18 protein-coding genes are annotated in these 20092 nt (G+C 75.6%); 2 read left to right on the plus strand and 16 right to left on the minus strand.

Translation table 11 applies throughout. The features are described from left to right. Positions 1-55: 55 nt before the first annotated feature. The 8 genes from alc to MF406_RS00910 all read right to left on the minus strand — a co-directional run bounded on the left by alc (position 56) and on the right by MF406_RS00910 (position 10897). Positions 56-1093, minus strand: coding sequence for an allantoicase (gene alc / locus MF406_RS00875; protein WP_242896159.1), 1038 nt, complete (start codon positions 1091-1093; stop codon positions 56-58). After that, positions 1090-2463, minus strand: coding sequence for an allantoinase AllB (allB, locus tag MF406_RS00880; protein WP_242896160.1), 1374 nt, complete (start codon positions 2461-2463; stop codon positions 1090-1092). Before allB ends, alc begins: the two co-directional genes overlap by 4 nt. Continuing rightward, positions 2460-3821 (minus strand): glycerate kinase, encoded by a 1362-nt coding sequence (locus tag MF406_RS00885; RefSeq protein WP_242896161.1) that lies wholly within the window; start codon positions 3819-3821, stop codon positions 2460-2462. Before MF406_RS00885 ends, allB begins: the two co-directional genes overlap by 4 nt. Positions 3822-3825: 4 nt before the next feature. Then, positions 3826-5601 carry a glyoxylate carboligase gene (gcl, locus tag MF406_RS00890; RefSeq protein ID WP_242896162.1) on the minus strand — a complete coding sequence of 592 codons (1776 nt, stop codon included), beginning with the start codon at positions 5599-5601 and terminating at the stop codon, positions 3826-3828. Between the two features lie 207 nt (positions 5602-5808). Continuing rightward, positions 5809-6753, minus strand: coding sequence for a 2-hydroxy-3-oxopropionate reductase (locus MF406_RS00895; protein ID WP_256463919.1), 945 nt, complete (start codon positions 6751-6753; stop codon positions 5809-5811). A 66-nt stretch (positions 6754-6819) separates the two neighbouring features. After that, positions 6820-7641 (minus strand): hydroxypyruvate isomerase family protein, encoded by an 822-nt coding sequence (locus tag MF406_RS00900; protein WP_242896164.1) that lies wholly within the window; start codon positions 7639-7641, stop codon positions 6820-6822. Positions 7642-8045: 404 nt separating this feature from the next. Next, the gene (locus tag MF406_RS00905; protein ID WP_242896165.1) at positions 8046-9314 is read right to left on the minus strand and encodes an aldolase/citrate lyase family protein; all 1269 of its coding nucleotides are present in this window, start codon (positions 9312-9314) and stop codon (positions 8046-8048) included. Beyond that, positions 9311-10897, minus strand: a complete 1587-nt coding sequence (locus MF406_RS00910; protein WP_242896166.1) for an NAD-dependent malic enzyme — start codon at positions 10895-10897, stop codon at positions 9311-9313. The genes MF406_RS00905 and MF406_RS00910 overlap by 4 nt, the downstream gene beginning before the upstream one ends. Before the next feature lie 129 nt (positions 10898-11026). Here MF406_RS00910 and MF406_RS00915 point away from each other — a divergent pair, with 129 nt between their 5' ends. After that, positions 11027-11779, plus strand: coding sequence for an IclR family transcriptional regulator (locus MF406_RS00915; protein ID WP_242896167.1), 753 nt, complete (start codon positions 11027-11029; stop codon positions 11777-11779). Here MF406_RS00915 and MF406_RS00920 read toward each other — a convergent pair. From MF406_RS00920 to MF406_RS00940, 5 genes are all read right to left on the minus strand, one after another. Next, positions 11766-13607 (minus strand): nucleobase:cation symporter-2 family protein, encoded by a 1842-nt coding sequence (locus tag MF406_RS00920; RefSeq protein ID WP_242896168.1) that lies wholly within the window; start codon positions 13605-13607, stop codon positions 11766-11768. The genes MF406_RS00915 and MF406_RS00920 overlap by 14 nt on opposite strands. 130 nt (positions 13608-13737) lie before the next feature. Further along, on the minus strand, positions 13738-14691 hold the full coding sequence (gene pucL, locus MF406_RS00925) for a factor-independent urate hydroxylase (RefSeq protein WP_242896169.1): 954 nt from the start codon (positions 14689-14691) through the stop codon (positions 13738-13740). A 204-nt stretch (positions 14692-14895) separates the two neighbouring features. Further along, complete coding sequence (uraH, locus tag MF406_RS00930) at positions 14896-15234, minus strand: hydroxyisourate hydrolase (protein WP_242896170.1); 339 nt, start codon at positions 15232-15234, stop codon at positions 14896-14898. After that, positions 15231-15731 (minus strand): 2-oxo-4-hydroxy-4-carboxy-5-ureidoimidazoline decarboxylase, encoded by a 501-nt coding sequence (gene uraD / locus MF406_RS00935; protein ID WP_242896171.1) that lies wholly within the window; start codon positions 15729-15731, stop codon positions 15231-15233. Before uraD ends, uraH begins: the two co-directional genes overlap by 4 nt. 496 nt (positions 15732-16227) lie before the next feature. Then, the gene (locus MF406_RS00940) at positions 16228-17019 is read right to left on the minus strand and encodes an SDR family oxidoreductase (RefSeq protein ID WP_242896172.1); all 792 of its coding nucleotides are present in this window, start codon (positions 17017-17019) and stop codon (positions 16228-16230) included. Positions 17020-17263: 244 nt separating this feature from the next. Between MF406_RS00940 and MF406_RS00945 the strand changes: the two genes are divergently transcribed. Continuing rightward, entirely contained in the window at positions 17264-17638 is a 375-nt protein-coding gene (locus MF406_RS00945; protein WP_242896173.1) for an STAS domain-containing protein, read from the plus strand. Positions 17639-17655: 17 nt separating this feature from the next. Here the strand turns inward: MF406_RS00945 and MF406_RS00950 are convergent, their stop codons facing one another. From MF406_RS00950 to MF406_RS00960, 3 genes are all read right to left on the minus strand, one after another. After that, positions 17656-18117, minus strand: coding sequence for a SufE family protein (locus MF406_RS00950; protein WP_242896174.1), 462 nt, complete (start codon positions 18115-18117; stop codon positions 17656-17658). Continuing rightward, the gene (locus MF406_RS00955; protein ID WP_242896175.1) at positions 18114-19013 is read right to left on the minus strand and encodes a sulfurtransferase; all 900 of its coding nucleotides are present in this window, start codon (positions 19011-19013) and stop codon (positions 18114-18116) included. The genes MF406_RS00950 and MF406_RS00955 overlap by 4 nt, the downstream gene beginning before the upstream one ends. Before the next feature lie 117 nt (positions 19014-19130). After that, on the minus strand, positions 19131-19949 hold the full coding sequence (locus MF406_RS00960) for a hypothetical protein (protein WP_242896176.1): 819 nt from the start codon (positions 19947-19949) through the stop codon (positions 19131-19133). Positions 19950-20092 lie beyond the last annotated feature (143 nt).

Here is a 20092-nt window from a genome sequence, read left to right on the forward strand (position 1 = left end):
GCTGATCGGCCCGGGCGGTCCGCGGCGCCAGGGACGCCACCACCTCCAGGGTGGCTCAGCCGCGGCCGGCCTGCCACCGCTCCCGGGCGGCGTCGAGCGCGGCCGGGGCGACCTCCCCCCAGAGCCGGAACCGGCTGAGCCCGCCGTCGGGGTAGACGTCGAGGCGGGCGTGGGTGGCCTCGACGTCGGCCGCGGCGAGGAACCGGTGCCGGGTGTCGGCGACCACCGCGGTCCGCGGCAGGACGTCGGTCCACGCGCCGTCGTCGTCCAGGCTGGCGGTGCGCGCGTCCAGCACGCCCACCCGCACCCAGCCGGGGGCGTTGCCCACGTAGTAGCCGGTGTCGACCTCCAGGTGCCGGACGGTGCCGGGCTGGCCGAGCGCGAAGACGGCGAAGTCGTTGCCCGGGCCCCGGCGGCGGGCGTTCTCCCAGCCCTCGCCCATGTTCCGGGCGCGGCCGGGCATGATGATCTGTGCCGGGGAGGAGTAGAACGCGTCGGAGGTGCGCACCAGCCGGCCGCCGTTCTCGGCGGCGACCAGGTCGATGGTGCCGGTGAGGAACCGCGGGTCGCCCACCACCTCCCCGTGCACCCGCAGCCGGGCCACCCCGCCGTCGGGGTAGATCGACAGCCGCACGTGGGTGAACCACCGCTCGTCCTCGACCGGGTAGTAGTTCTGGCCGTCCCCGGCGCAGGCGGACCTGTCCACCAGCGGGGTCCACTCGACCTCCGCGAGCGCGGCCGGCGCGGGGTAGCCGTCCACCGCGGCGGCCTCGACGGAGATCGCGGGCGGGTAGTTGCCGCGGAACCAGGCGGTGTCCACCACCACGCCGCGGACCACCCCGGGCGCGCCGAGCCGCACGATCGCCCAGTCGTTGCCGGGCTCGCGCCGCCGGCGGGTCTCCCAGCCGTCGTACACCTTGCCCTTGTGCCCGAACTCGCCCGGGTCGAACGCCGGCGGCCAGGGGTTGATCAGGTTCTCCCGCTGGGCGAACAGCTCGTCGTTGGCGCTGACGACGCTGGCCCCCAGGGCCCGGGAGGCCAGGTCGGTCAGCCCGGTGAAGGCGGGGGCGGTGGGGTCTGGCTGGTGGGTCATGCCTCTCCTCGGCGCAGCAGGGTCCCGGCGGGGACGTCGGGGATCTCCCGGCCGCGCAGCAGGGTGCGGCGCACGACGCCGGTCAGCCGGCGGCCGGCGTAGGGGGTGACGGGGTGGCGGTGGTGCAGCCGGGCGGCGTCGACGTCGAACGTCTCCTCCGGCGCGAGCACGGCCAGGTCGGCGTGCTTCCCGACGGCGATCGCGCCCTTGCGCTCCAGGCCCACCAGGGCCGCCGGCGCGGTGGCCATCCAGCCCACCACCTCGGCCAGGCCGACGCCGCGGGCGCGGGCCTCGGTCCAGGTCGCGGCCAGGCCGAGCTGGAGGGAGGCGACCCCGCCCCAGGCCTCGGCGAAGTCCCCGCTGGGCGGGGCCTTGAGCTCGGCGGTGGCCGGGGAGTGGTCGGTGACGACGATGTCGACGGTGCCGGCGCGCAGGCCGTGCCACAGGGCGTCCCGGTTGGCGGCCTCCCGGATCGGCGGGCAGCACTTGAACGCGGTGGCGCCGTCGGGCACGTCCTCGGCGGCGAGGGCGAGGTAGTGCGGGCAGGTCTCCACGGTCAGCGGCACGCCCTCGGCGCGGGCGGCGGCGATCATCGGCAGCGCGGCGGCGTCGGCGAGGTGCAGCAGGTGCACCCGGGCGCCGGTGCGGCGGGCGGCGTCGATGACGACGGCGATCGCGGCCTCCTCGGCGGCGGCCGGGCGGGAGGCGAGGAAGTCGGCGTACCGCGGGCCGCGGGCGTGCGGGGCGGCACCGACGATGTCGGGATCCTCGGCGTGGACGAGCATCAGGCCGTCGAAGGTGGCGAGCTCGGCCAGGTCCCGCTCGAGCTCGGCCGGTGTGAGGTGGCCGAACTCGGGCACCCCGGAGTCGATGGTGAAGCACTTGAACCCCAGCACGCCCGCCTCGTGCAGGGGTCGCAGGTGCTGGGTGCTGCCCGGGACCGCGCCGCCCCAGAAGGCGACGTCGACGTGGGCGGCGGCGGCCGCGGCGGCCCGCTTGACCTCCAGGGCCGGGACGTCGGTGGTGGGCGGCAGGGAGTTCAGCGGCATGTCCACGATGGTGGTGACGCCGCCGGCGGCCGCGGCCCGGGTGGCGGAGGCGAAGCCCTCCCACTCGGTCCGGCCCGGCTCGTTGACGTGCACGTGGGTGTCCACCAGGCCCGGGATCAGGACCTCGTCCGCGGCCAGGTCCAGCACCTCCCGGCCGGTCAGGCCGGCGCCGAGCGGCGCCACCGCGGTGATGACGCCACCGGCGACGGCGACCTCGGCGGGCACGATGCCGTCCGGGGTGACCACCCGGTGGCCGCGGAGCACGAGGTCCGGCGGTGCGGCCGGCGCAGGCGCCGGGGCGGGGGCGAGCTCGGAGGTCATCGCTGCGCTCCGTCCGGGTCGGTGGCGGGGGCGGCGGGCCGCAGCTGCTCGACGGCGGCGGGTCCGGCACCCGGAGCAGCGGCGGGCGCGAGGCCCGTGGCGGGCAGCTGCTCGGCGGCGATCCGCTCGCCCACCCGCTCCAGCAGCGGGCCGGCGCCGGCGATGCACCGGGCGACGTCCGGCTCGAGGTCGGTCAGGGCGTAGACCGCGGCGAGCCCCGCCTGCTCGGCCTCAGCGGCGGTGAGGGTGGTGCGCCCGCACACCGCGACGGCGCGGACGCCCTGGGCGGCGGCCGCGCGCGCGACGCCGACCGGGGCCTTGCCGTGCAGGGACTGCTGGTCCAGGCTGCCCTCGCCGGTGACGACGAGGTCGGCGCCGGCGAGGCGGGCCGGCAGGCCGGCGAGCTCGAGGACCACCTCGATCCCGGCGCGCCGCTCGGCGCCGAGCAGGAGGAGGGCGAAGCCCACTCCGCCGGCGGCGCCGGCGGTCGGGGTGGCGGCGAGCCGGGCCACCCGGCCGGCCTGGTCGGCCGGGTCGGCCGAGCCGGCCCGGCCGGCCGGGCCTCCCACATCCGCCCCGGGACCGGCAGACCCGGCCGCACGCTCGACGGGCCCCGCCAGCCCGGCCGCGTGCCGGGCCACCGGGCCCGCGTCCCCGGCGGCCGCCTGCTCCAGCGCGGCCACCCAGGTGGCCAGCCCCGCCTCGAGATCGGCGACGGCGGCCGGGTCGGCGCCCTTCTGCGGGGCGTAGACGGCTGCCGCGCCGCGCGGGCCGAGCAGCGGGTTGTCCACGTCGGAGGCGAGCACGAGCTCGGCGCCGGCCAGGCGAGGGTGCAGCCCGGTCAGGTCCACCGCGGCCAGGTCCCGCAGCGCCCCGCCGCCGTCGGCCAGCGCCCCGGCCGGGCCGGTCAGCCGGGCGCCGAGCGCGGCGAGCATGCCGGCGCCGCCGTCGGTGCTGGCCGACCCGCCGACGCCCACCACGACGGTGCGCGCCCCGCCGTCGAGCGCGTGGGCGATGACCTCGCCCAGGCCGCGGGAGGTGGCCCGGCGGGCGGTGCCGGGGTCGGGCCGGACCATCTGCAGCCCGGTCACCGCAGCCATCTCCACCACCGCGGTGCTGCCGCGGCGGGCGTACCGGGTGGTCACCGGCTGTCCGAGCGGGCCGGTGGCGGTGGTCTCGACGGCGGTGAACCCGGCGGCGAGGGCGGCGTCGACGGTGCCCTCCCCGCCGTCGGCCACCGGCAGCTCGTCGACCACCAGGCCGGGGGCGGCGCGGCGCAGCCCGGCGGCGAGGTGCGCGGCGACCTCGGCGGCGGCGGCCGAGCCCTTGAACTTGTCGGGTGCGAGGAGGACCTTCATGGGCTCAGTCCAGCAGGGCCAGGGCCGTGGGGGAATCCTCCGCGCTGAGCGCGAGGTCCTCGAACTCGTTGACGCCGTCGAGCTCGACCCCCATCGCGATGTTCGTCACCCGCTCGAGGATGACCTCCACGACGACCGGCACCTGGAGCTCGGCGGCCATGCCCTGGGCCTTGGCGAACGCGGCCGCGAGGTCCTCCGGGTCGGTGACCCGCAGCGCCTTGCAGCCCAGCGCCTCCGCGGCCTTGACGTGGTCCACCCCGTAGCCGGCGGTCTCCGCGGAGTTGATGTTCTCGAAGGCGAGGGAGACCTGGTAGTCCATCCCGAAGGCGCGCTGGGACTGCCGGATGAGGCCGAGGTAGGCGTTGTTGACGACGACGTGGACGTAGGGCAGGTGGTGCTGGGCGCCCACGGCGAGCTCTTCCAGCATGAACTGGAAGTCGTAGTCCCCGGACAGCGCCACCACCGGCGCCCCGGACAGCGCGGCGGACACCCCGAGCGCGGCCGGCCCGGTCCAGCCGAGCGGGCCGGCCTGGCCGGCGTTGATCCAGTGCCGCGAGCGGTAGACGTGCAGGAACTGCGCGCCGGCGATCTGGGACAGGCCGATGGTGGTGACGTAGACGGTGTCCTTGCCGAAGGCGCGGTTCATCTCCTGGTAGACCCGCTGGGGCTTGATCGGCACGTCGGTGAAGTGGGTCTTGCGGAGCAGCTCGCCCTTGCGGCGGGCGACGGCGGCCACCCAGTGGCGGCGGTCGGTGAGCTCCCCGGCGGCGCGGCGCTCGGCGGCGAGGTCCACGGCCAGGGTGAGGAAGTCCTTGGCGTCGGAGACGATGCCGTAGTCGGGCGGGAAGACCCGGCCGATCTGGGTGGGCTCGACGTCGACGTGGACGAAGGTCCGCCCGCGCCGGTAGGTCTCCAGCCCGCCGGTGTGCCGGTTGGCCCACCGGTTGCCCACGCCGAGGACGAAGTCGGACTCCAGGAAGGTGGCGTTGCCGTAGCGGTGGGAGGTCTGGATGCCGACCAGGCCGGCGGCCAGGGGGTGGTCGTCGGGGATGGCGCCCCAGCCCATCAGGGTGGGCACGACGGGGACGTCCAGGGTCTCGGCCAGGGTGACCAGCAGGTCCTCGGCGCCGGCGTTGACGATCCCGCCGCCGGCGACGATGAGCGGCCGCTCGGCGGCGGCGAGCATGTCCAGCGCCCGGGCGACCTGCGCGCGGGTCGCGGCCGGGTTGGTCACCGGCAGCGGGGCGTAGGTGTCCGGGTCGAAGTCGATCTCGGCGAGCTGGACGTCGATCGGCAGGTCGATGAGCACCGGGCCGGGCCGGCCCGAGCGCATCAGCCGGAAGGCCTCGGCGAAGACGCCCGGGACCTGGGCGGCCTCCAGGACGGTGGTGGCCATCTTCGTCACCGGCGCGGCGATGGCGGCGATATCCACCGCCTGGAAGTCCTCCTTGTCGAGCTTGGCCACCGGCGCCTGGCCGGTGATGCACAGGATCGGCACCGAGTCGGCCCAGGCGGCGTACAGCCCGGTGATCATGTCGGTGCCGGCCGGGCCGGAGGTGCCCAGGCACACGCCGATGTTGCCGCGGGCGGCGCGGGTGTACCCGTCGGCCATGTGCGAGGCGCCCTCGACGTGCCGGGCCAGCACGTGCCCGATGCCGCCGTGGCGGCGCATGGCGTCGTAGAAGGGGTTGATGGCGGCGCCGGGCAGGCCGAACGTCTGGGTCGCCCCCTCCTTCTGCAGGATGGCGACGGCGGCGTCGACCGCGCGCATGCGAGGCATGGTGGCTCCAGGGGTGAGGTGGGTCGGGGCGGGGGTGGCCCGGGCGGGGCGGCGGTGGACCGACGGCGGTCGGTCGGTGGGCCCGGCCAGGGGCCGGGTCGGGGTCTGGTTTCGGTGGCCGACGGCGGTCGGTCGGTGGGCCCGGTCAGGGGCCGGGGTCGGGGTCTGGTTTCGGTGGCCGACGGCGGCCGGGGCAGACCGGGCCGGTCAGGGCTCCCGGCCGGCGAGGCGGGCGAGGGTGCGGAAGAGCGCGGAGTGGTCCAGGTCGCCGTCGCCCTGGGCGCGGGCAGCGCCCATCAGCTGGGCGACCGTGGCGCCGAGCGGGACGGGCACGTCGGCCGCGCGGGCGGCGGAGGTGACGATGCCGAGGTCCTTGTGGTGAAGGTCCACCCGGAAGCCCGGCTCGAAGGACCTGTCGAGCATCTTCTGGGCCTTCTGGTCCAGCACGGTCGAGCCGGCGAGCCCGCCGCCGAGGACGCGCACCGCGGCGGCGGTGTCCACCCCGTAGGCCTCGAGGAAGAGGATGGCCTCGGCGAGCAGGCCGATGTTGCCGGCGACGATGAGCTGGTTGGCGGCCTTGACGGTCTGCCCGGACCCGGCCGGGCCGACGTGCACGACCGTCGACCCGACGACGTCGAGGACCGGCCGGGCGGCGTCGAAGTCCTCCGCGGACCCGCCGACCATGATCGACAGGGACGCGTTCTGCGCGCCGGCCTGCCCGCCGGAGACCGGGGCGTCGAGGAGGCGGAAGCCGCGCTCCCGGGCCTGGGCGGCGAGGTCGGCGGTGACGTCGGGCCGGATGGACGAGAAGTCGATGACCAGCGTGCCGGGCCGGGCGTTGGCGAAGACGCCGTCGTCCCCGGCCAGGACGTCCACCACGTCCGGGGAGTCCGGGACCATGACGGCGACGACGTCGGCGCCGGTCACCGCCTCGGCCACCGACGCCGCGGCGGTCCCGCCGGCGTCGACGAGCGGCTGGGCCTTGGCGGGGGTGCGGTTGTAGCCGACGACGTCGTGGCCGGCCTGCTGCAGGTGGACGGCCATCGGGCTGCCCATGATGCCGAGCCCGACGAAGGCGATCCTCATGTCTCTGCTCCTGTCTGCGGTGACGGTCTGGGGGTCTCGGCCACGGCCGGGCGGGGTCTGCGCCACGGCCTGGCGGGGGTTCGGCCGGCGGTCCGGGCTGCCCAGGATCGGGCGGGGCCGCGGCCTGGCGGCTCAGCCCACGGGGGCGGCCGCCCGCTGCTCGCGCGGCAGCCAGCCAAACGGGTCGGCGTCGGTGGATTTGTACTCCAGGCCGACCGGGCCGGCGTAGCCGCCGGCGCGCAGCTCGGCGATCCACCGGGTGATCGGGAGGTCGCCGGTCCCGGGGGCGCCGCGGCCGGGGGCGTCGGCGACCTGCACGTGGGCGATGCGGTCGGCGTAGGCCGCGCGCTCGGCGTCGACGTCCGCGCCGTTGACGGCCAGGTGGTAGACGTCGAAGAGCAGCCCGAGGTTGTCCGCCCCGTGCTCCCGGGCAACCCGGTCCAGCACGGCGACGGCGTCGGCGGCCGTCTTCAGCGGGTAGGCCGGGGTGCCCGAGACCGGCTCGAGCAGGACGGTCCCGCCGATGCGGGCCACCGCCCGCGCGGCGAGCGCGAGGTTCTCCGCGCCGACGGCGTCCTGCTCGGCCGGGTCGACGCCGGGGAGACGGTTGCCGTACAGGGCGTTGAAGGCCCGGCAGCCGGTGCGCTCGCCGATCGCGGTCACCGCGTCCAGGTTGGCCCGCAGCTCGGCCGAGCGGGCCGGCCAGGAGACAAGGCCGCGGTCCCCGGCGGGCATGTCGCCGGCGGCGAAGTTCAGGCCGGTGAGCCGGACGCCGGCGTCGTCGAGCGCGCGGACCAGGGCGTCGGCGTCGGCGGGGTCCGGCGTGGGGGTGGCGAAGGGCCACCACAGCTCCACGGCGTCGAACCCGGCCGCCCTCGCCGCGGCGAACCGCTCGAGCAGGGGCAGCTCGGTGAGCAGGATGGAGCAGTTCACCGTGTAGGGGACCTGCTGCACTCCGATCGCCTCGCTTTCGCTATCCGGAACTAGTTTTCCTTGTGGTGGAAGGTTAGGGCGGCCGACGCCTGGTCGTCAACCCCTGCCGGCCGTGGTCGCCAGTGCCGGCCGCAGTCGCACGGTGCCGACCGGTGATCCGCGACCGGCTGACCACGATCCACTCCGGAGTGCATCTCGTGCCGATCTCGCACGTTTCCCACTCCGGAGTGGATCCTGGTCGCGCGGTCCGGCGGCCCTGCCCGCGCGCGCCATCCCCCGGCGCCGCCGCCAGGCCGCGGCGCCGACCACCGCCGGTTTCCCGGTGAGGCAGTGGCGGTTGGCGGCCGGTCGGTGCCGCGCCGGCCGGCATCGCTCGGCGCGGTCGCGCCGAGCCCGAGGGGCCGCCGTCGGCCGGTGCCTCGGTGTCAGCCCGCCGTCGGACCGGTGCCCGGTGCGGGGGCCAGGCGGGCGAGGTCGGCCGGGCCCACCCCGGCCCGCTCGGACAGCTCGGCGGGCTCGACCGCGCCGCAGTCCAGGCCCCGGCGCAGGAAGGCGGCGAGCGCCCGGGCCGTGGCCGGCTCGTCCAGCACCGCCCCCTCGTGGTGGCCCAGGTAGGCCCGGAGCCGGTCCGCGGCGGCGGGCAGGCCCTCGCGGTAGAAGGCGTAGGTGGCGGCGAACCGGCTGGGCAGCTGGGCCGGGTGGAGGTCCCAGCCCTGGTAGTAGCCGCGCTCCAGCGAGCGGCGGACGAGCCGGCCGTGCAGCGCCCAGGCCGCGCGGACCTGCGCGGGGTCCCCGACGGGCAGGACGTTGGTGGAGCCGTCGGACAGCCGCACCCCGGTGCCGGCCGCAGCCACCTGCATCACCGCCTTGGCGTGGTCGGCGGCCGGGTGGTCCATCGCCTGGTAGGCGGCGGCGACGCCGAGGGCGGCGGAGTAGTCGTAGGTGCCGTAGTGCAGCCCGCTCACCCGGCCCTCGCCGGCGTGCACCATCGCGGCGACCAGGGCGGTGCCGTCCGGGCCGAGGATCGCCTGCGGGGTCTCCACCTGGACCTCGAACCGCAGCCGGCCGGCGGGCAGGGCGTGCGCGCGCTCGAGGGCCGCGCACACCGTCACCATCGCCGTCACCTGCGCCACCGAGGTGACCTTGGGCAGGGTCAGCACGAGCCCGGCGGGCAGCGGGCCGGTGCCGGCCAGCGCGGTGAGGAACAGGTCCAGGGTGCGCAGCCCGCGCGCCCGGGTGGGCCGCTCCAGGCTCTTGAAGCGGATGCCGACGAACGGGGTCGCGGTGGCCGCGTCGAGCTCGGCGCGCAGCGCGCGGGCGGCGGCGACGGCGACCTCGTCCTCCGCGTCGCCGTGGTCGCCGTAGCCGTCCTCGAGGTCGATCCGCAGGTCCTCGACCGGCTCGCGCGCCAGCTTCCCGGCGACCTGCCCGGCCACCTCGGCCCGCAGCCCGGGCGGGACGCCGACGGCCTCGACGACGGCGTCCGGCCCGCCGGCCGCCGCCAGCGCCGCCTGCGCCTGGGCGCCCCACTCGGCGGCGAGCCCGGCGCGGTAGCGGTCGGCCGGGACGTACACCGTGTGCACCGGCTGCCGGGCGCCGTCGTCGCCGGGGTAGGCGCGGGCGAGGGCGGTGTCGGCGGGGCCGAGGAGGTCCTCCACCGCCGCCCGGGTGGCGGCGTCCAGGGAGGTCCTCATCGGGCGGTCGCCGGGGCGCCGGAGCCGGCCGCAGCCCCGGAGCCCGCCCGGGCGCCGTCGGCCCGGGTACCGGCCCCCTGGGCACCCGCACCGGCCCCCGCCACGGACGGGCTGCCCGGCGTGGTGCGGTCCCCGCCGGGGGCGTCCGACCCGGCCGACGCGCCGGCCGCGGCCGCCGACGCCTCCGGGTCGTGCCGGCCCTCCTTCAGCCCCTCGGCCTTGACCGCCTCGGCCACCGCCTCGGCGACCCGGGTGTCGAAGACCCCGGGGATGATGAAGGCCGGGTTGAGCTCCTCGGGGCTGACCACCTCGGCGATGGCCACCGCCGCCACCCGGAGCATCTCGTCGGTGATCACCGAGGCGGCGGCGTCGAGCAGGCCGCGGAACAGGCCCGGGAAGGCCAGGACGTTGTTGATCTGGTTCGGGTAGTCGCTGCGCCCGGTGGCCACGATCGCGGCCGTCTCCCCCGCGGCCACCGGGTCCACCTCCGGCGTGGGGTTGGCCAGCGCGAAGACGATGGCGCCGTCGGCCATGGTGGCGACGTCCGCCCCGGTGAGGATGTCCCCGGCGGAGACGCCGATGAAGACGTCGGCGCCGGCCAGGCCCTCCTTCAGGGTGCCGGTGAAGCCCTCCTCGTTGGTGTGCTCGGCGATCCAGTCCCGGTGCGGGTCGCCGCTGGTCTCCCCGCGGTGCAGCGCCCCGTGCCGGCCGAAGCCGACGATGTGCCGGGCGCCCTGGGCCTTGAGGAGCTTGATGATGGCCGAGCCGGCCGCGCCGACCCCGGAGACGACGATGCGCACGTCCGCCAGGTCCTTGCCGGTCACCTTCAGCGCGTTGATCAGGGCGGCGAGGACGACGATCGCGGTGCCGTGCTGGTCGTCGTGGAAGACCGGGATGTCCAGCTCGGCGCGCAGCCGCTCCTCGATCTCGAAGCACCGCGGGGCGGAGATGTCCTCCAGGTTGACCCCGCCGTACACCGGGGCCAGCGCCTTGACGATGGCGATGATCTCCTCGGTGTCGGTGGTGTCCAGGCACACCGGCCAGGCGTCCACCCCGGCGAACTCCTTGAACAGCGCGGCCTTGCCCTCCATCACCGGCAGCGCGGCGCCCGGGCCGATGTTGCCCAGGCCGAGCACCGCGGTGCCGTCGGTGACGACGGCGACCGTGTTCCGCTTGATGGTCAGCCGCCGGGCGTCCTCGGGCTTCTCGGCGATGGCCTGGCAGACCCGGGCCACACCGGGGGTGTAGGCCCGGGAGAGGTCGCGCCGGGTCTTCAGCGGCACCTTGGTGGTGACCTCGATCTTGCCGCCGAGGTGCATGAGGAAGGTGGAGTCGGAGACCTTGAGCACCCGCACGCCGTCGAGCGCGTTGAGGGCGGCGACCACCCGGTCCCCGTGCCCGGCGTCGATGGTGTCGCAGGTGACGTCCACGGTCAGCCGGGTGGTGGTGGAGTGGGCGATGTCGACCCCGGTCACCGCGGCGCCCGCCTCGGCGGCGGCGGTGACGAGGGTGGACGTGGCCCGCTGGGAGGCGGGCACCTCCACCCGCATCGTGATCGTGTAGCTCGGGGACGGCAGGGCCATCGGTCGGTCCTTTCGGTCGGGCGGCGTCAGCAAGAGCCCGCAGTGACTTTCGGTTTCTGGAATACTAGTTCTACCTAGCGGAGGCTGGTAGGTAAGTCCGGGGGTGTCCCGGCCGGCCGGAGGAGCAAGATGTCCACCACGAACGGCGTGCAGTCGGTCGACCGGGCGGTCGACCTGCTCGAGGCCCTGACGGACCTGGGCGGCGACGCCACCCTGAGCGAGCTGGCCGGTGCCTCCGGGCTGCCGATGCCCACCATCCACCGCCTCATGCGCACCCTGGTCGCCCGCGGCTGGGCCCGCCAGGCGCCGTCGCGGCGCTACACCCTGGGGCCCAACCTCATCCGGCTCGGGGAGAGCGCGGGGCGCCAGCTCGGCGCCGGCGCCCGCCCGCACCTGGAGCAGGTGGCCCGCGACCTCGGCGAGACCGCGAACCTGGCGATGATCGACCGGGACATGGCGGTCTACGTGGCCCAGGCGTCCTCGGCGCACTCGATGCGGATGTTCACCGAGGTGGGCCGGCGGGTGTACTGCCACTGCACCGGGGTGGGCAAGGCGGTCCTGGCCCAGCTCCCGGACACCACCGTCCGCGAGATCGTCGCCCGGACGGGGATGCCGCCGGCCACCGACCTGTCGATCACCGACCCCGACGCCCTCCTCGCCGAGCTCGCCGCGATCCGCGAGCGCGGGTACGCCGTGGACGACGGCGAGCAGGAGGTCGGGGTGCGCTGCTTCGCCGTGCCGGTGCCGGACGCCCCCACGCCGTCGGCCGTGTCGGTCTCCGGGCCGGCGGCGCGGGTGACGTTCGAGTTCGGCGAGCGGGCCGTGCCGGTGCTGCGCCGGGCCGCCGAGCGGATCACCACCGAGCTCGTCACGGTCGGCTGAGCCGCCCGCCCGGGTCGGTCTCCCGGGACGGCACCGGCGCCTCGCCGGGCTCCGGGGCCCGGTCCGACCCGGTCGTCGGGGCCGTCGTCGTCCCGCCCGCCACGCCGGCCGTCGTCCCGCTCACCGCGCCGGCCGCCGTCGTCCCGGCCGAGCCCCCCGCCGTCGCCGTTGCTGAGCCGGGCGCCGTCGTGCCGACCGAGCCGCTCACCGCCGGTCCGCCGCCCGCCGCGCCCGGCCCGGCCGACCGGTCCCGGCGGACCTGCAGGATGTCCGGCACGCCGTCGCCGTCGAGGTCCAGCGCGGAGAGCGAGCCGGACCGCCGGCCGTGGCCGCTGCGGGCCCGGGCCCGCCGCTCGGCCGCGCGCCGGGCCTCGTGCTCGGCCCGGAGCTCGGCGTCCAGCCGGGAGAAGTACTCCGCCCGGCGCCGCTCCTGCTCGGCGGCGACGACCAGCCGCGCGGAGGAGCCGGCGGTGAACACCGAGGGGTCCTTGGCCTGCCCCCACCGGATCTCGTTGAACACCAGGTTGAGCAGCACCGCCACGACGCTCGCCGCGGAGATGCCGGAGTGGAAGATCATCCCCACCCACTGCGGGAAGGCGTCGTAGAAGGTGGGCGCGGCGATCGGGATGACGCCGAAGGAGATCGCGACGGCGACCAGGGTGAGGTTGAGGTTGCCGTCGTAGCGCACCTTGGACAGCGTCCGGATCCCCGAGGCGGCGACCGACCCGAACAGCACGATGCCGGCCCCGCCCAGCACCGGGGACGGGATGGCCGCGACCACCCGGCCGAGCACCGGAAGCAGGCCCAGGACGAAGAGCACCGACCCGCCGGCCGCGACGGCGAACCGGGACCGGATGCCGGTGATCGCGACCAGGCCGACGTTCTGCGCGAACGCCGAGGCGGGGAAGGAGTTCAGCAACGGGGACAGGGCGGTCGCGGCCATGTCCGCGCGCAGCCCGTCGCCGACCCGGCGGGCGTCGACCTTGGTGCCGACGATCTCCCCGATGGCGATGATGTCCGCCGTCGTCTCGGTCATGATGACGAGGATGACGATTGTCATCGAGATGATCGCGCCGACCTGGAACACCGGGGCGCCGAACTCGAACGGGGTCGGCAGGGCCACGGCCGGGCCCTGGCCGACGGCGGAGAAGTCGGCCATCCCGACGGCGGCCGCCAGCAGGGTGCCGACCACCAGGCCGATGAGGATCGACAGCCGCGAGATGGTGCCCTGCAGGAAGCGGCTGAGCAGCAGCACGATGAGCAGCGTCGCCATCGCCAGGGCGATGTTGGCCACCGAGCCGTGGTCCGGGGCGTCGGCGTTGCCGCCCATCATCCAGCCCACCGCCACCGGCAGCAGCGAGATGCCGATGACCGTGATGATCGTGCCGGTCACCACCGGCGGGAAGAACCTGATGATCTGGGCGAAGAACGGGCTGATGAGCAGCCCGATGACGCCGGCGACGATGATCGAGCCGAACACCGCCGGCAGGCCGCCGTCGCCGGTGGCCACGGCGACCATGGTGGACACCGAGGCGAAGGAGATGCCCTGCACGAGCGGCAGCCGGGAGCCGAAGAACGGCAGCCCGAGGGTCTGCAGCAGGGTCGCCGCGCCGCTGACCAGCAGGGCGGCCGAGACGAGCACGCCGATCTGCGGGCCGTCGAGCCCGGCGGCCTGGCCGACGATGATCGGCGGGGCGATGACGCCGCCGTACATCGTCATGATGTGCTGCAGGCCGTAGACGTAGGTCCGGCCCAGGGGGTACTTCTCGTCCTCGGGCCGCGGGCCCGGGCGGACGTCGGTCGGTGCGGTGGTTGCGGTGGCGCTCATGTCCGTGCTCCTTCGCGGGACAGGGGTGGGTCGGCGGGCTGCCGCGGGGTCGGCGGGCTGCCGGGGGGTCGGCGGGCGGCCGCGAGTGGCGGGCTGGGGGCATCGGCGGCCGGGGAGTGGGCGGCCGGCCTCAGCAGAAGCCGGTGACGGTGGCCCAGGCGCGCGGCTCGGCGGCGCCGTCGGACCGCTTGACCTCGGCCTCGATCTTGCCGTAGGGCCGGTCGGCTGCGTAGAAGACCTCGCCCGGGTTCTCCAGCCCGAACGGGGCGAAGTCCACCAGGAAGTGGTGCAGGTTCGGCATGGAGAACTTGATCTCGGCGATCTCCGGGTGGGCCTCCAGCACCCGCCGGCCCATCTGGTACAGCGTCTGCTGCAGGGCGAGGGAGTGGACGTCGGCGAAGGTCTCCAGCAGGAGGTGCCGCACGTCGTCGTAAGCCGCGTTGAAGTCCAGGTCGGTGGTCGTGTAGCGCCACCGGGCGGTCACCGAGGTGGCCAGGACCCGGTCGTCGGTCTCCTGCAGGGTGGTGTAGCGGTCCCGGGGGAAGCCGTGGAACTCCGAGCCGGTGGACTTCAGGACCGAGAGGTCCTCCAGCCCGGCGACGACGAAGACGTCCGCGCCGTCGCGCTGGACGACGGCGGTGCGGGTCTCGGTGCCGGCCTTGACGAACGCGTGGTTGTGCTCGCCGTCGGCGGCGTTGTTGGCCAGCGAGGTGGGGATGTGCTCCCAGGTGTACTCCTTGACCTCCCACCGGCCGCCGTCGACCCAGTCGAAGGAGGAGGTGAAGTGCTCGGCGAGGCGCAGCGCGAACTCCTCCGGGGAGCCGATGCCGTCCTTGGCGAGGGCGAAGATCGTGTTCTTCTGGGTGTCGGTGGCCACGACGTGGGAGTTGTCGCCGTCGGTGTGCGCGGCGGCGAAGTCCCCGCGCAGCTGGGAGGTGACCGACAGGTCGGTGATCCGGTGCCGGGGCTGGTCGCGGTCGACCTTGACCAGGCGGACCTCGGCCTTGCCGTACTGGTTCTCGCCCAGCACGATCGCGCCGGTGGCCGCGCTGGGGGCGCCGGTCGTGATGGTGGTGTCGCTCATCGCTAGCTCCTTCGGTAGGGGTGGGACGGTGGGTGGGGTGCGGCGTGGTGCCGGCGTTGTGCGGGCCGACGGCGGGTGGTCGGCGCGGTGTGGGCCGACGGCGGGTGGCCGCCGTGGCCGGAGCCGTTCTGGTGGGCGGCCGGCCCCGGGGGCCGCTGGTGCCGCCCGCCGGGACCGCCACCGGTGTCACAGGAGCGGCAGCGGTCAGCTGCCGCGGTAGGTGGAGAACGCGAACGGGCTGAGCAGGATCGGCACGTGGTAGTGGTCCTGCCCCGGTGCCACCCGGAAGTCGATAGTGACCTGGGGGTAGAAGGTCTCCCGGCCCTGCCGGTCGAAGTACTCCTCGGTGGCGAAGGTGATCCGGTAGGTGCCCGGCTCCAGACGCTCGGGGCCGAGGTCCCGGTTGCGGCCGTCGGCGTCGGTGGTGCCGGCGGCTAGCTCCTGCGGACCGCCGTCGGTGAGCCGGGCGAGGGTCACGCCGACGCCGGCCGCGGGGGTGCCGGCGACGGCGTCGAGCACGTGGGTGGTGATGTGGGACGTCATGCCAGCTCTCCTCGGAGGCGAAGGACGGCGATCTCGCGCAGCTGCTCGGCGGCCACCCGGCGCTCGGTGGCCGGGTCGTTGCCCAGCCGCTGCTCCAGCGCGGCCAGGATCTCCTCGGCGCTGCGCCCGGCCGCCCGGATGAGGAAGACGTGCCCGAAGCGCTCCTCGTAGGCCCGGTTGCCCTCGGCCAGGCGACGGGCGAGCTCGGCGTCGCCGGCGTCCACCCCGGCCTGCTCGCGGCGCGAGTGGGCGGCGTCGGCGTCGCTGCCCTGGGGTCGCTCGCCGATGCGGGGATGGCGGGCGAGCGCGGCATCGACCTCCGCGTCGGTCCACGAGTCGGCGGCGGTGCGGGCGGCGGCCAGGGCGGCGTCGACGTCGGGGTAGGGCCGGTCGGCGGCGACGGCGGCCGCCCAGCGCGGCACGGCGGCGCAGGACAGCAGGAGCTGCTCGGCGTCGGGCGTCGGCGCCGCGTTGAAGCGGGCGAGCGCGGTGGGCATCTGCGGGGGACCTCCGGCGGCACTACCGGTCTTCCGTCTTGCGGAAGCACTTTTCCAGTGCGTGAAGTACAGCGCGCCGCCGGGTGGCCTGTCAAGCCCTCGGGGCAGGTTTCCCTCCGTACGCGTTGCGCTCGTCCCGGGTCCCGCACACCGATGGTCGCGCTGCCGCCTTGCTGGCGGTGCGCCGGTCGGCGCGAGGACTGCCCGCCGTCACACGGCCGGCCACACGGTGTGCGAGAAGTAACACAATCTCGGCGTGACCGGCCGCTGCCACGGCGGAATTCCACCAGATCGCACCACGGCCGCCGCGAGTTTGTGTTACTTCCTGCACGCAGGCGCCGCCGGCCCCGCGTGGCCGGAGGCGATCCAGGTCGACGGGACGGCCCGTCATCCGCTCGGCCGCGACCAGCCGCCGCCGTCTGCTCCGGGTGCAGTTTGGTGACGAGCCGCGGTGGTCCTGCTCCCCGTGCCCCTCCGGCGACCAGCCGCCGTCGTGCTACTCCTGCTCCTCCGGCTCGGTCAGCCGGGCGTGCACGGCGGCCTTGGCCGGCTCCGGCAGCCCCTTGCTGCTGAACATCACCCTGTTCCGGGCCGACCCGGCCACCACGTGGTCCTTGCCGGCCATCAGTGCCTCGAACCCGTCCCGGGCGACCTCCGCCGGGTCGTCCTTCGACATGTGCCCGACCCGGGTGTCCGTCATCCCGGCCCGGTCGAAGAACTCGGTGTCCGTGGGCCCGGGCAGGAGGGCGGTGACCGTTACGCCGGTGTCGGCCAGCTCGTGCCGGACCGCCTGGGCGAAGTTGAGCACGAACGCCCTGGACGCCGAGTAGGTGGCGTAGTACGGCCCGGGGATGACGCTGGCGAGCGAGGCGGTGTAGAGCAGGCGGCCCCGGCCGGCGCTGACCATGCCGGGCAGGACCCGCTTGGTCAGGTGCACCACGGAGGCGACGTTGAGCTGGATGAGCTCGAGGTCGGCGTCCAGGTCGGTCTCGAGGAACGGCCCGCCGACGCCGATGCCCGCGTTGAGCGCGACCACGTCGACCTGCCGGTTGTCGATCGCCGCGACCAGGTCCTCCACGCCGTCGTAGGTGGCGAGGTCGACCTGCACCGGCTCGGCGGGGGTGCCGGCCGCGGTGAGGGCGACGGCGGCGTCGGCCACGCCGGCGTCCTCGGCGCAGAGGAGCAGGTCATAGCCGTTCTCGGCGAGGACGTTGGCGAGCTCGCGCCCGATGCCGCTCGAGGCTCCGGTGACGACGGCGAACGGTCGGGACGTGCCGGTGGTGGACATCGAAGCTCCTTGGTCGGGCGCCTCCACGGTAGGGCCGTCCGCAGGCGGGCGCGCGGGGAGGCGGGGCGAGCAGCGCAGGCACAAGCGAAGGGCAGCGCGGGGCGATTCCTTCGGGCGGTCGCCTCGGTGCCAGGTCCCCGTCCCAGCTCCCCCGACCGAAGTCCTCCCCAGGCGGCGCCGCGGCGACTAGCGTTTCTGGTCAAGGGGACGCGGACCGCGGGCCCCGCCGTCGAGAGGGGGCCGCATGACCCCAGCCACCGCTGACGGAGAGGGCTCGGTCGCCGTGCTCGTCGCGCCCGACCGGGTGCGGCTCGTGCTCGCCGGGGAGGTCGACTCCCTGCTGGCCGCGGAGCTGGCCACGGCCGTGCGGGACGCGGCCGCCCGCCGGCAGCCGGTCGAGGTGGACACCCGCAACGTCACGTTCATGGACTCCACGGGCGTCGCCACGCTGGCCGAGCTGAGCCGCCGGACCTCCGTCCGCCCGGCGTTCATCCGGCCGCCCGAGCTGGTCAGGTTCCTGCTCGAGGTCACCGGGCTCGGCCGCGTGGTGGACATCCTCGAGGACGACCCGGGGTTCCCGTCGCCGGGGGATCCGGCCAACGGCGTCCTGCGGGGTTAGGCGGGCGGGCTCGCGGGTCAGGCGATCTGCTCGCGCACCTGCCGCTGGACCCGGCCGAGCATCCCAGCCATGCCGCGCAGCCGCAGCGGGCTGATCGCCTGTGCCAGCCCGAGCCGGCTGGTCACGTCCGCCGGCACGGCGAGCACCTCGGCGGCGCTGAGCCCGTCCAGCCCCTCGTGCAGGATCCCGGCGAAGCCCCGGGTGGTCGGCGCCTCCTGCGGCGCGGAGAAGAAGAGGTGCACGACGGCGGCCGGCCCGGCGCCGTCGACCTCGGTGCGCAGGAAGATCGGCGACTGGCACTCGGGCACCGGCTCGAGGAGCTCGGGGTGGTCGGCGTACCGGGCGGGCAGGTCGGGCAGTGACTGGCCGATCTCCAGCAGCAGCTGGAGCCGGTCGGGCACGGCCAGCGCGTTGAACTCGGCCACCACCTGCTCCAGCGCCGGGGGCAGCGGCGCGGCCGCCATCGTCGGGGCGGTCATCGGGCCGGCACCTCCCCCGGCTCCTCGCCGACGGCGATCGGCACCCGCACCGCGTTGCCCCACTCCGTCCACGACCCGTCGTAGTTGCGCACCTCGGGGAAGCCGAGCAGGTGCCGGAGCACGAACCAGGTGTGCGCGGACCGCTCGCCGATCCGGCAGTAGGCGATGACCGGCTCCTCCGGGGTGAGCCCCTGCTCCTGCTGGTAGATCGCCGCGAGCGCGTCGCGGTCCTTGAAGGTGCCGTCCTCGTTCGCGGCCCGCGCCCAGGGCACCGAGCGGGCGCCGGGGATGTGCCCGCCGCGGACGCTGCCCTCGTCGGGGTAGTCGGGCAGGTTGGTGCGCTCGCCGGTGTACTCCGGCAGCGAGCGGACGTCGACGAGCTGGCCGCCGAGGAAGCCCTGGACGTCCTCCTTGAACGCCCGGACGGCGCTGTCGTCCCGGGCGACCTCGGGGTAGTTGGCCGGCGCCGGCCGCGGCACCTCCAGGGTCATCTCCCGGCCCTCGGCCTGCCAGGCCGCGCGACCGCCGTCGAGCAGCCGCACGTCCGGGTGACCGAAGAGGGTGAAGACCCACAGGGCGTAGGCGGCCCACCAGTTGCTCCGGTCGCCGTAGAGCACCACGGTCGTGTCCCGGCCGATGCCCTTGGCCGACATCAGCCGCGCGAAGGCGGCGCCGTCGACGTAGTCGCGGGTGACCGGGTCGTTGAGGTCCAGGTGCCAGTCCACCTTGACCGCGCCGGGGATGTGCCCGGTCTCGTAGAGCAGCACGTCCTCGTCGCTCTCGACGACGGCGAGCCCGGGCTCGCCCAGGTGCTCGGCGAGCCAGGCGGTCGTCACGAGCCGCTCGGGGTGGGCGTAGGCAGCCAGCTTGGGGTTGTCGTCGTAGGGCAGGGGCACTGCGGTCAGCCTCCGGGAGGGTGGGGACGGGTGCTTGTCCGATTGTCTCACCGGCGACGGCGGCCGGGCGGGTCGCGGCCCCGGCCGGATCATGCCGGCAGCACCAGATCCCGAGCCTCACTGCGGCTCGTGCACCGGCTCCTGCGGCTCGCCGCAGGTCACCGCCTGCGCGCTGGTCACCACCGGGTCGTCGGCCGCCGCGTCCTCGGCGACCACCTCGCCGGGCCCGTTGGCCGCCGTGCGGCCGCCGTCGGCGAGCTCGACGGCGGTCCGGGTGACGGTGAACCGCTCCCCCGCCTCGTCGCTCTCTGCCTTCAGGCCGACGAGCTGCAGCCCCGAGCCGAGGTCGACGCAGCCCACGCCGGTGCCGTAGCCGGTGAAGCCGCGGTCGAAGGTGTACTGCTCGCCCTGGTCGTTCTGCGTGGGCACGATCTCGCAGTCGACCACGGCGTAGAGGTCCACGGCGCGCCCGGTGTCGAGCAGGACGACGGCGGGCCCGCCGTCGCCGAGCCGCTGGCCGAGCGCGCTGGCCGCCTGCGGGGCGGCGCTGGTGAACTCGGTGGACAGCACCGCGCCGGAGGCGGTCGCGACCCCCAGGGTGCGCGGGTCCCCGCCGCTGAGCCACAGCTGGTCGGCGGCGCCGTCGCCGTCCAGGTCGGCGGTGGGGGCGGTGGCGGCTCCGTCCGGCACTGCCGTGCCGGTCGCGGGGCAGCCGGCGCCGGGCGCGCCGCTCGGGCTGCTGGGGGCGGGTGACTCCGTGGGCGACGGCGGGGAGGTGTCGGTCGGCGTGGCGGACTCGGTCGCCGGGCTGGTCGTCGACGAGGGCGCCGACTGCGCCGGTGGCTCGTCCGAGCCGCCGCAGGCGGCGAGGGGCAGCGCGAGGAGGGCGGCGCCGGCGAACCAGCGGGTCGTCCGGGTGCGGTGCGAGGAGGACATGGTCCCCTCCCTTCGGGACGCGTTCAGGCCGTATCCGGTCTAGCACGCGCTCGCGCGGGGCGCAGGCCGGGCCGGCGGTGGCGGGCGACGACGTGCCAGACGATGGCTTCCTCGCTGAACAAGAACCAGGCGGGCGGATACCG

This window comes from Georgenia sp. TF02-10, assembly GCF_022759505.1.
Classification (GTDB): domain Bacteria; phylum Actinomycetota; class Actinomycetes; order Actinomycetales; family Actinomycetaceae; genus TF02-10.

Coding starts and splice junctions, on each gene's coding strand:
- MF406_RS00915 (WP_242896167.1), top strand. CDS start 11,027: ATGTCCACCACGAACGGCGTGCAGTCGGTCGACCGGGCGGTCGACCTG.
- MF406_RS00960 (WP_242896176.1), bottom strand. CDS start 19,949: ATGTCCTCCTCGCACCGCACCCGGACGACCCGCTGGTTCGCCGGCGCC.
- MF406_RS00910 (WP_242896166.1), bottom strand. CDS start 10,897: ATGGCCCTGCCGTCCCCGAGCTACACGATCACGATGCGGGTGGAGGTG.
- gcl (WP_242896162.1), bottom strand. CDS start 5,601: ATGCCTCGCATGCGCGCGGTCGACGCCGCCGTCGCCATCCTGCAGAAG.
- alc (WP_242896159.1), bottom strand. CDS start 1,093: ATGACCCACCAGCCAGACCCCACCGCCCCCGCCTTCACCGGGCTGACC.
- MF406_RS00940 (WP_242896172.1), bottom strand. CDS start 17,019: ATGTCCACCACCGGCACGTCCCGACCGTTCGCCGTCGTCACCGGAGCC.
- uraH (WP_242896170.1), bottom strand. CDS start 15,234: ATGACGTCCCACATCACCACCCACGTGCTCGACGCCGTCGCCGGCACC.
- MF406_RS00950 (WP_242896174.1), bottom strand. CDS start 18,117: ATGACCGCCCCGACGATGGCGGCCGCGCCGCTGCCCCCGGCGCTGGAG.
- MF406_RS00905 (WP_242896165.1), bottom strand. CDS start 9,314: ATGAGGACCTCCCTGGACGCCGCCACCCGGGCGGCGGTGGAGGACCTC.
- MF406_RS00945 (WP_242896173.1), top strand. CDS start 17,264: ATGACCCCAGCCACCGCTGACGGAGAGGGCTCGGTCGCCGTGCTCGTC.
- MF406_RS00885 (WP_242896161.1), bottom strand. CDS start 3,821: ATGAAGGTCCTCCTCGCACCCGACAAGTTCAAGGGCTCGGCCGCCGCC.
- allB (WP_242896160.1), bottom strand. CDS start 2,463: ATGACCTCCGAGCTCGCCCCCGCCCCGGCGCCTGCGCCGGCCGCACCG.
- uraD (WP_242896171.1), bottom strand. CDS start 15,731: ATGCCCACCGCGCTCGCCCGCTTCAACGCGGCGCCGACGCCCGACGCC.
- MF406_RS00920 (WP_242896168.1), bottom strand. CDS start 13,607: ATGAGCGCCACCGCAACCACCGCACCGACCGACGTCCGCCCGGGCCCG.
- pucL (WP_242896169.1), bottom strand. CDS start 14,691: ATGAGCGACACCACCATCACGACCGGCGCCCCCAGCGCGGCCACCGGC.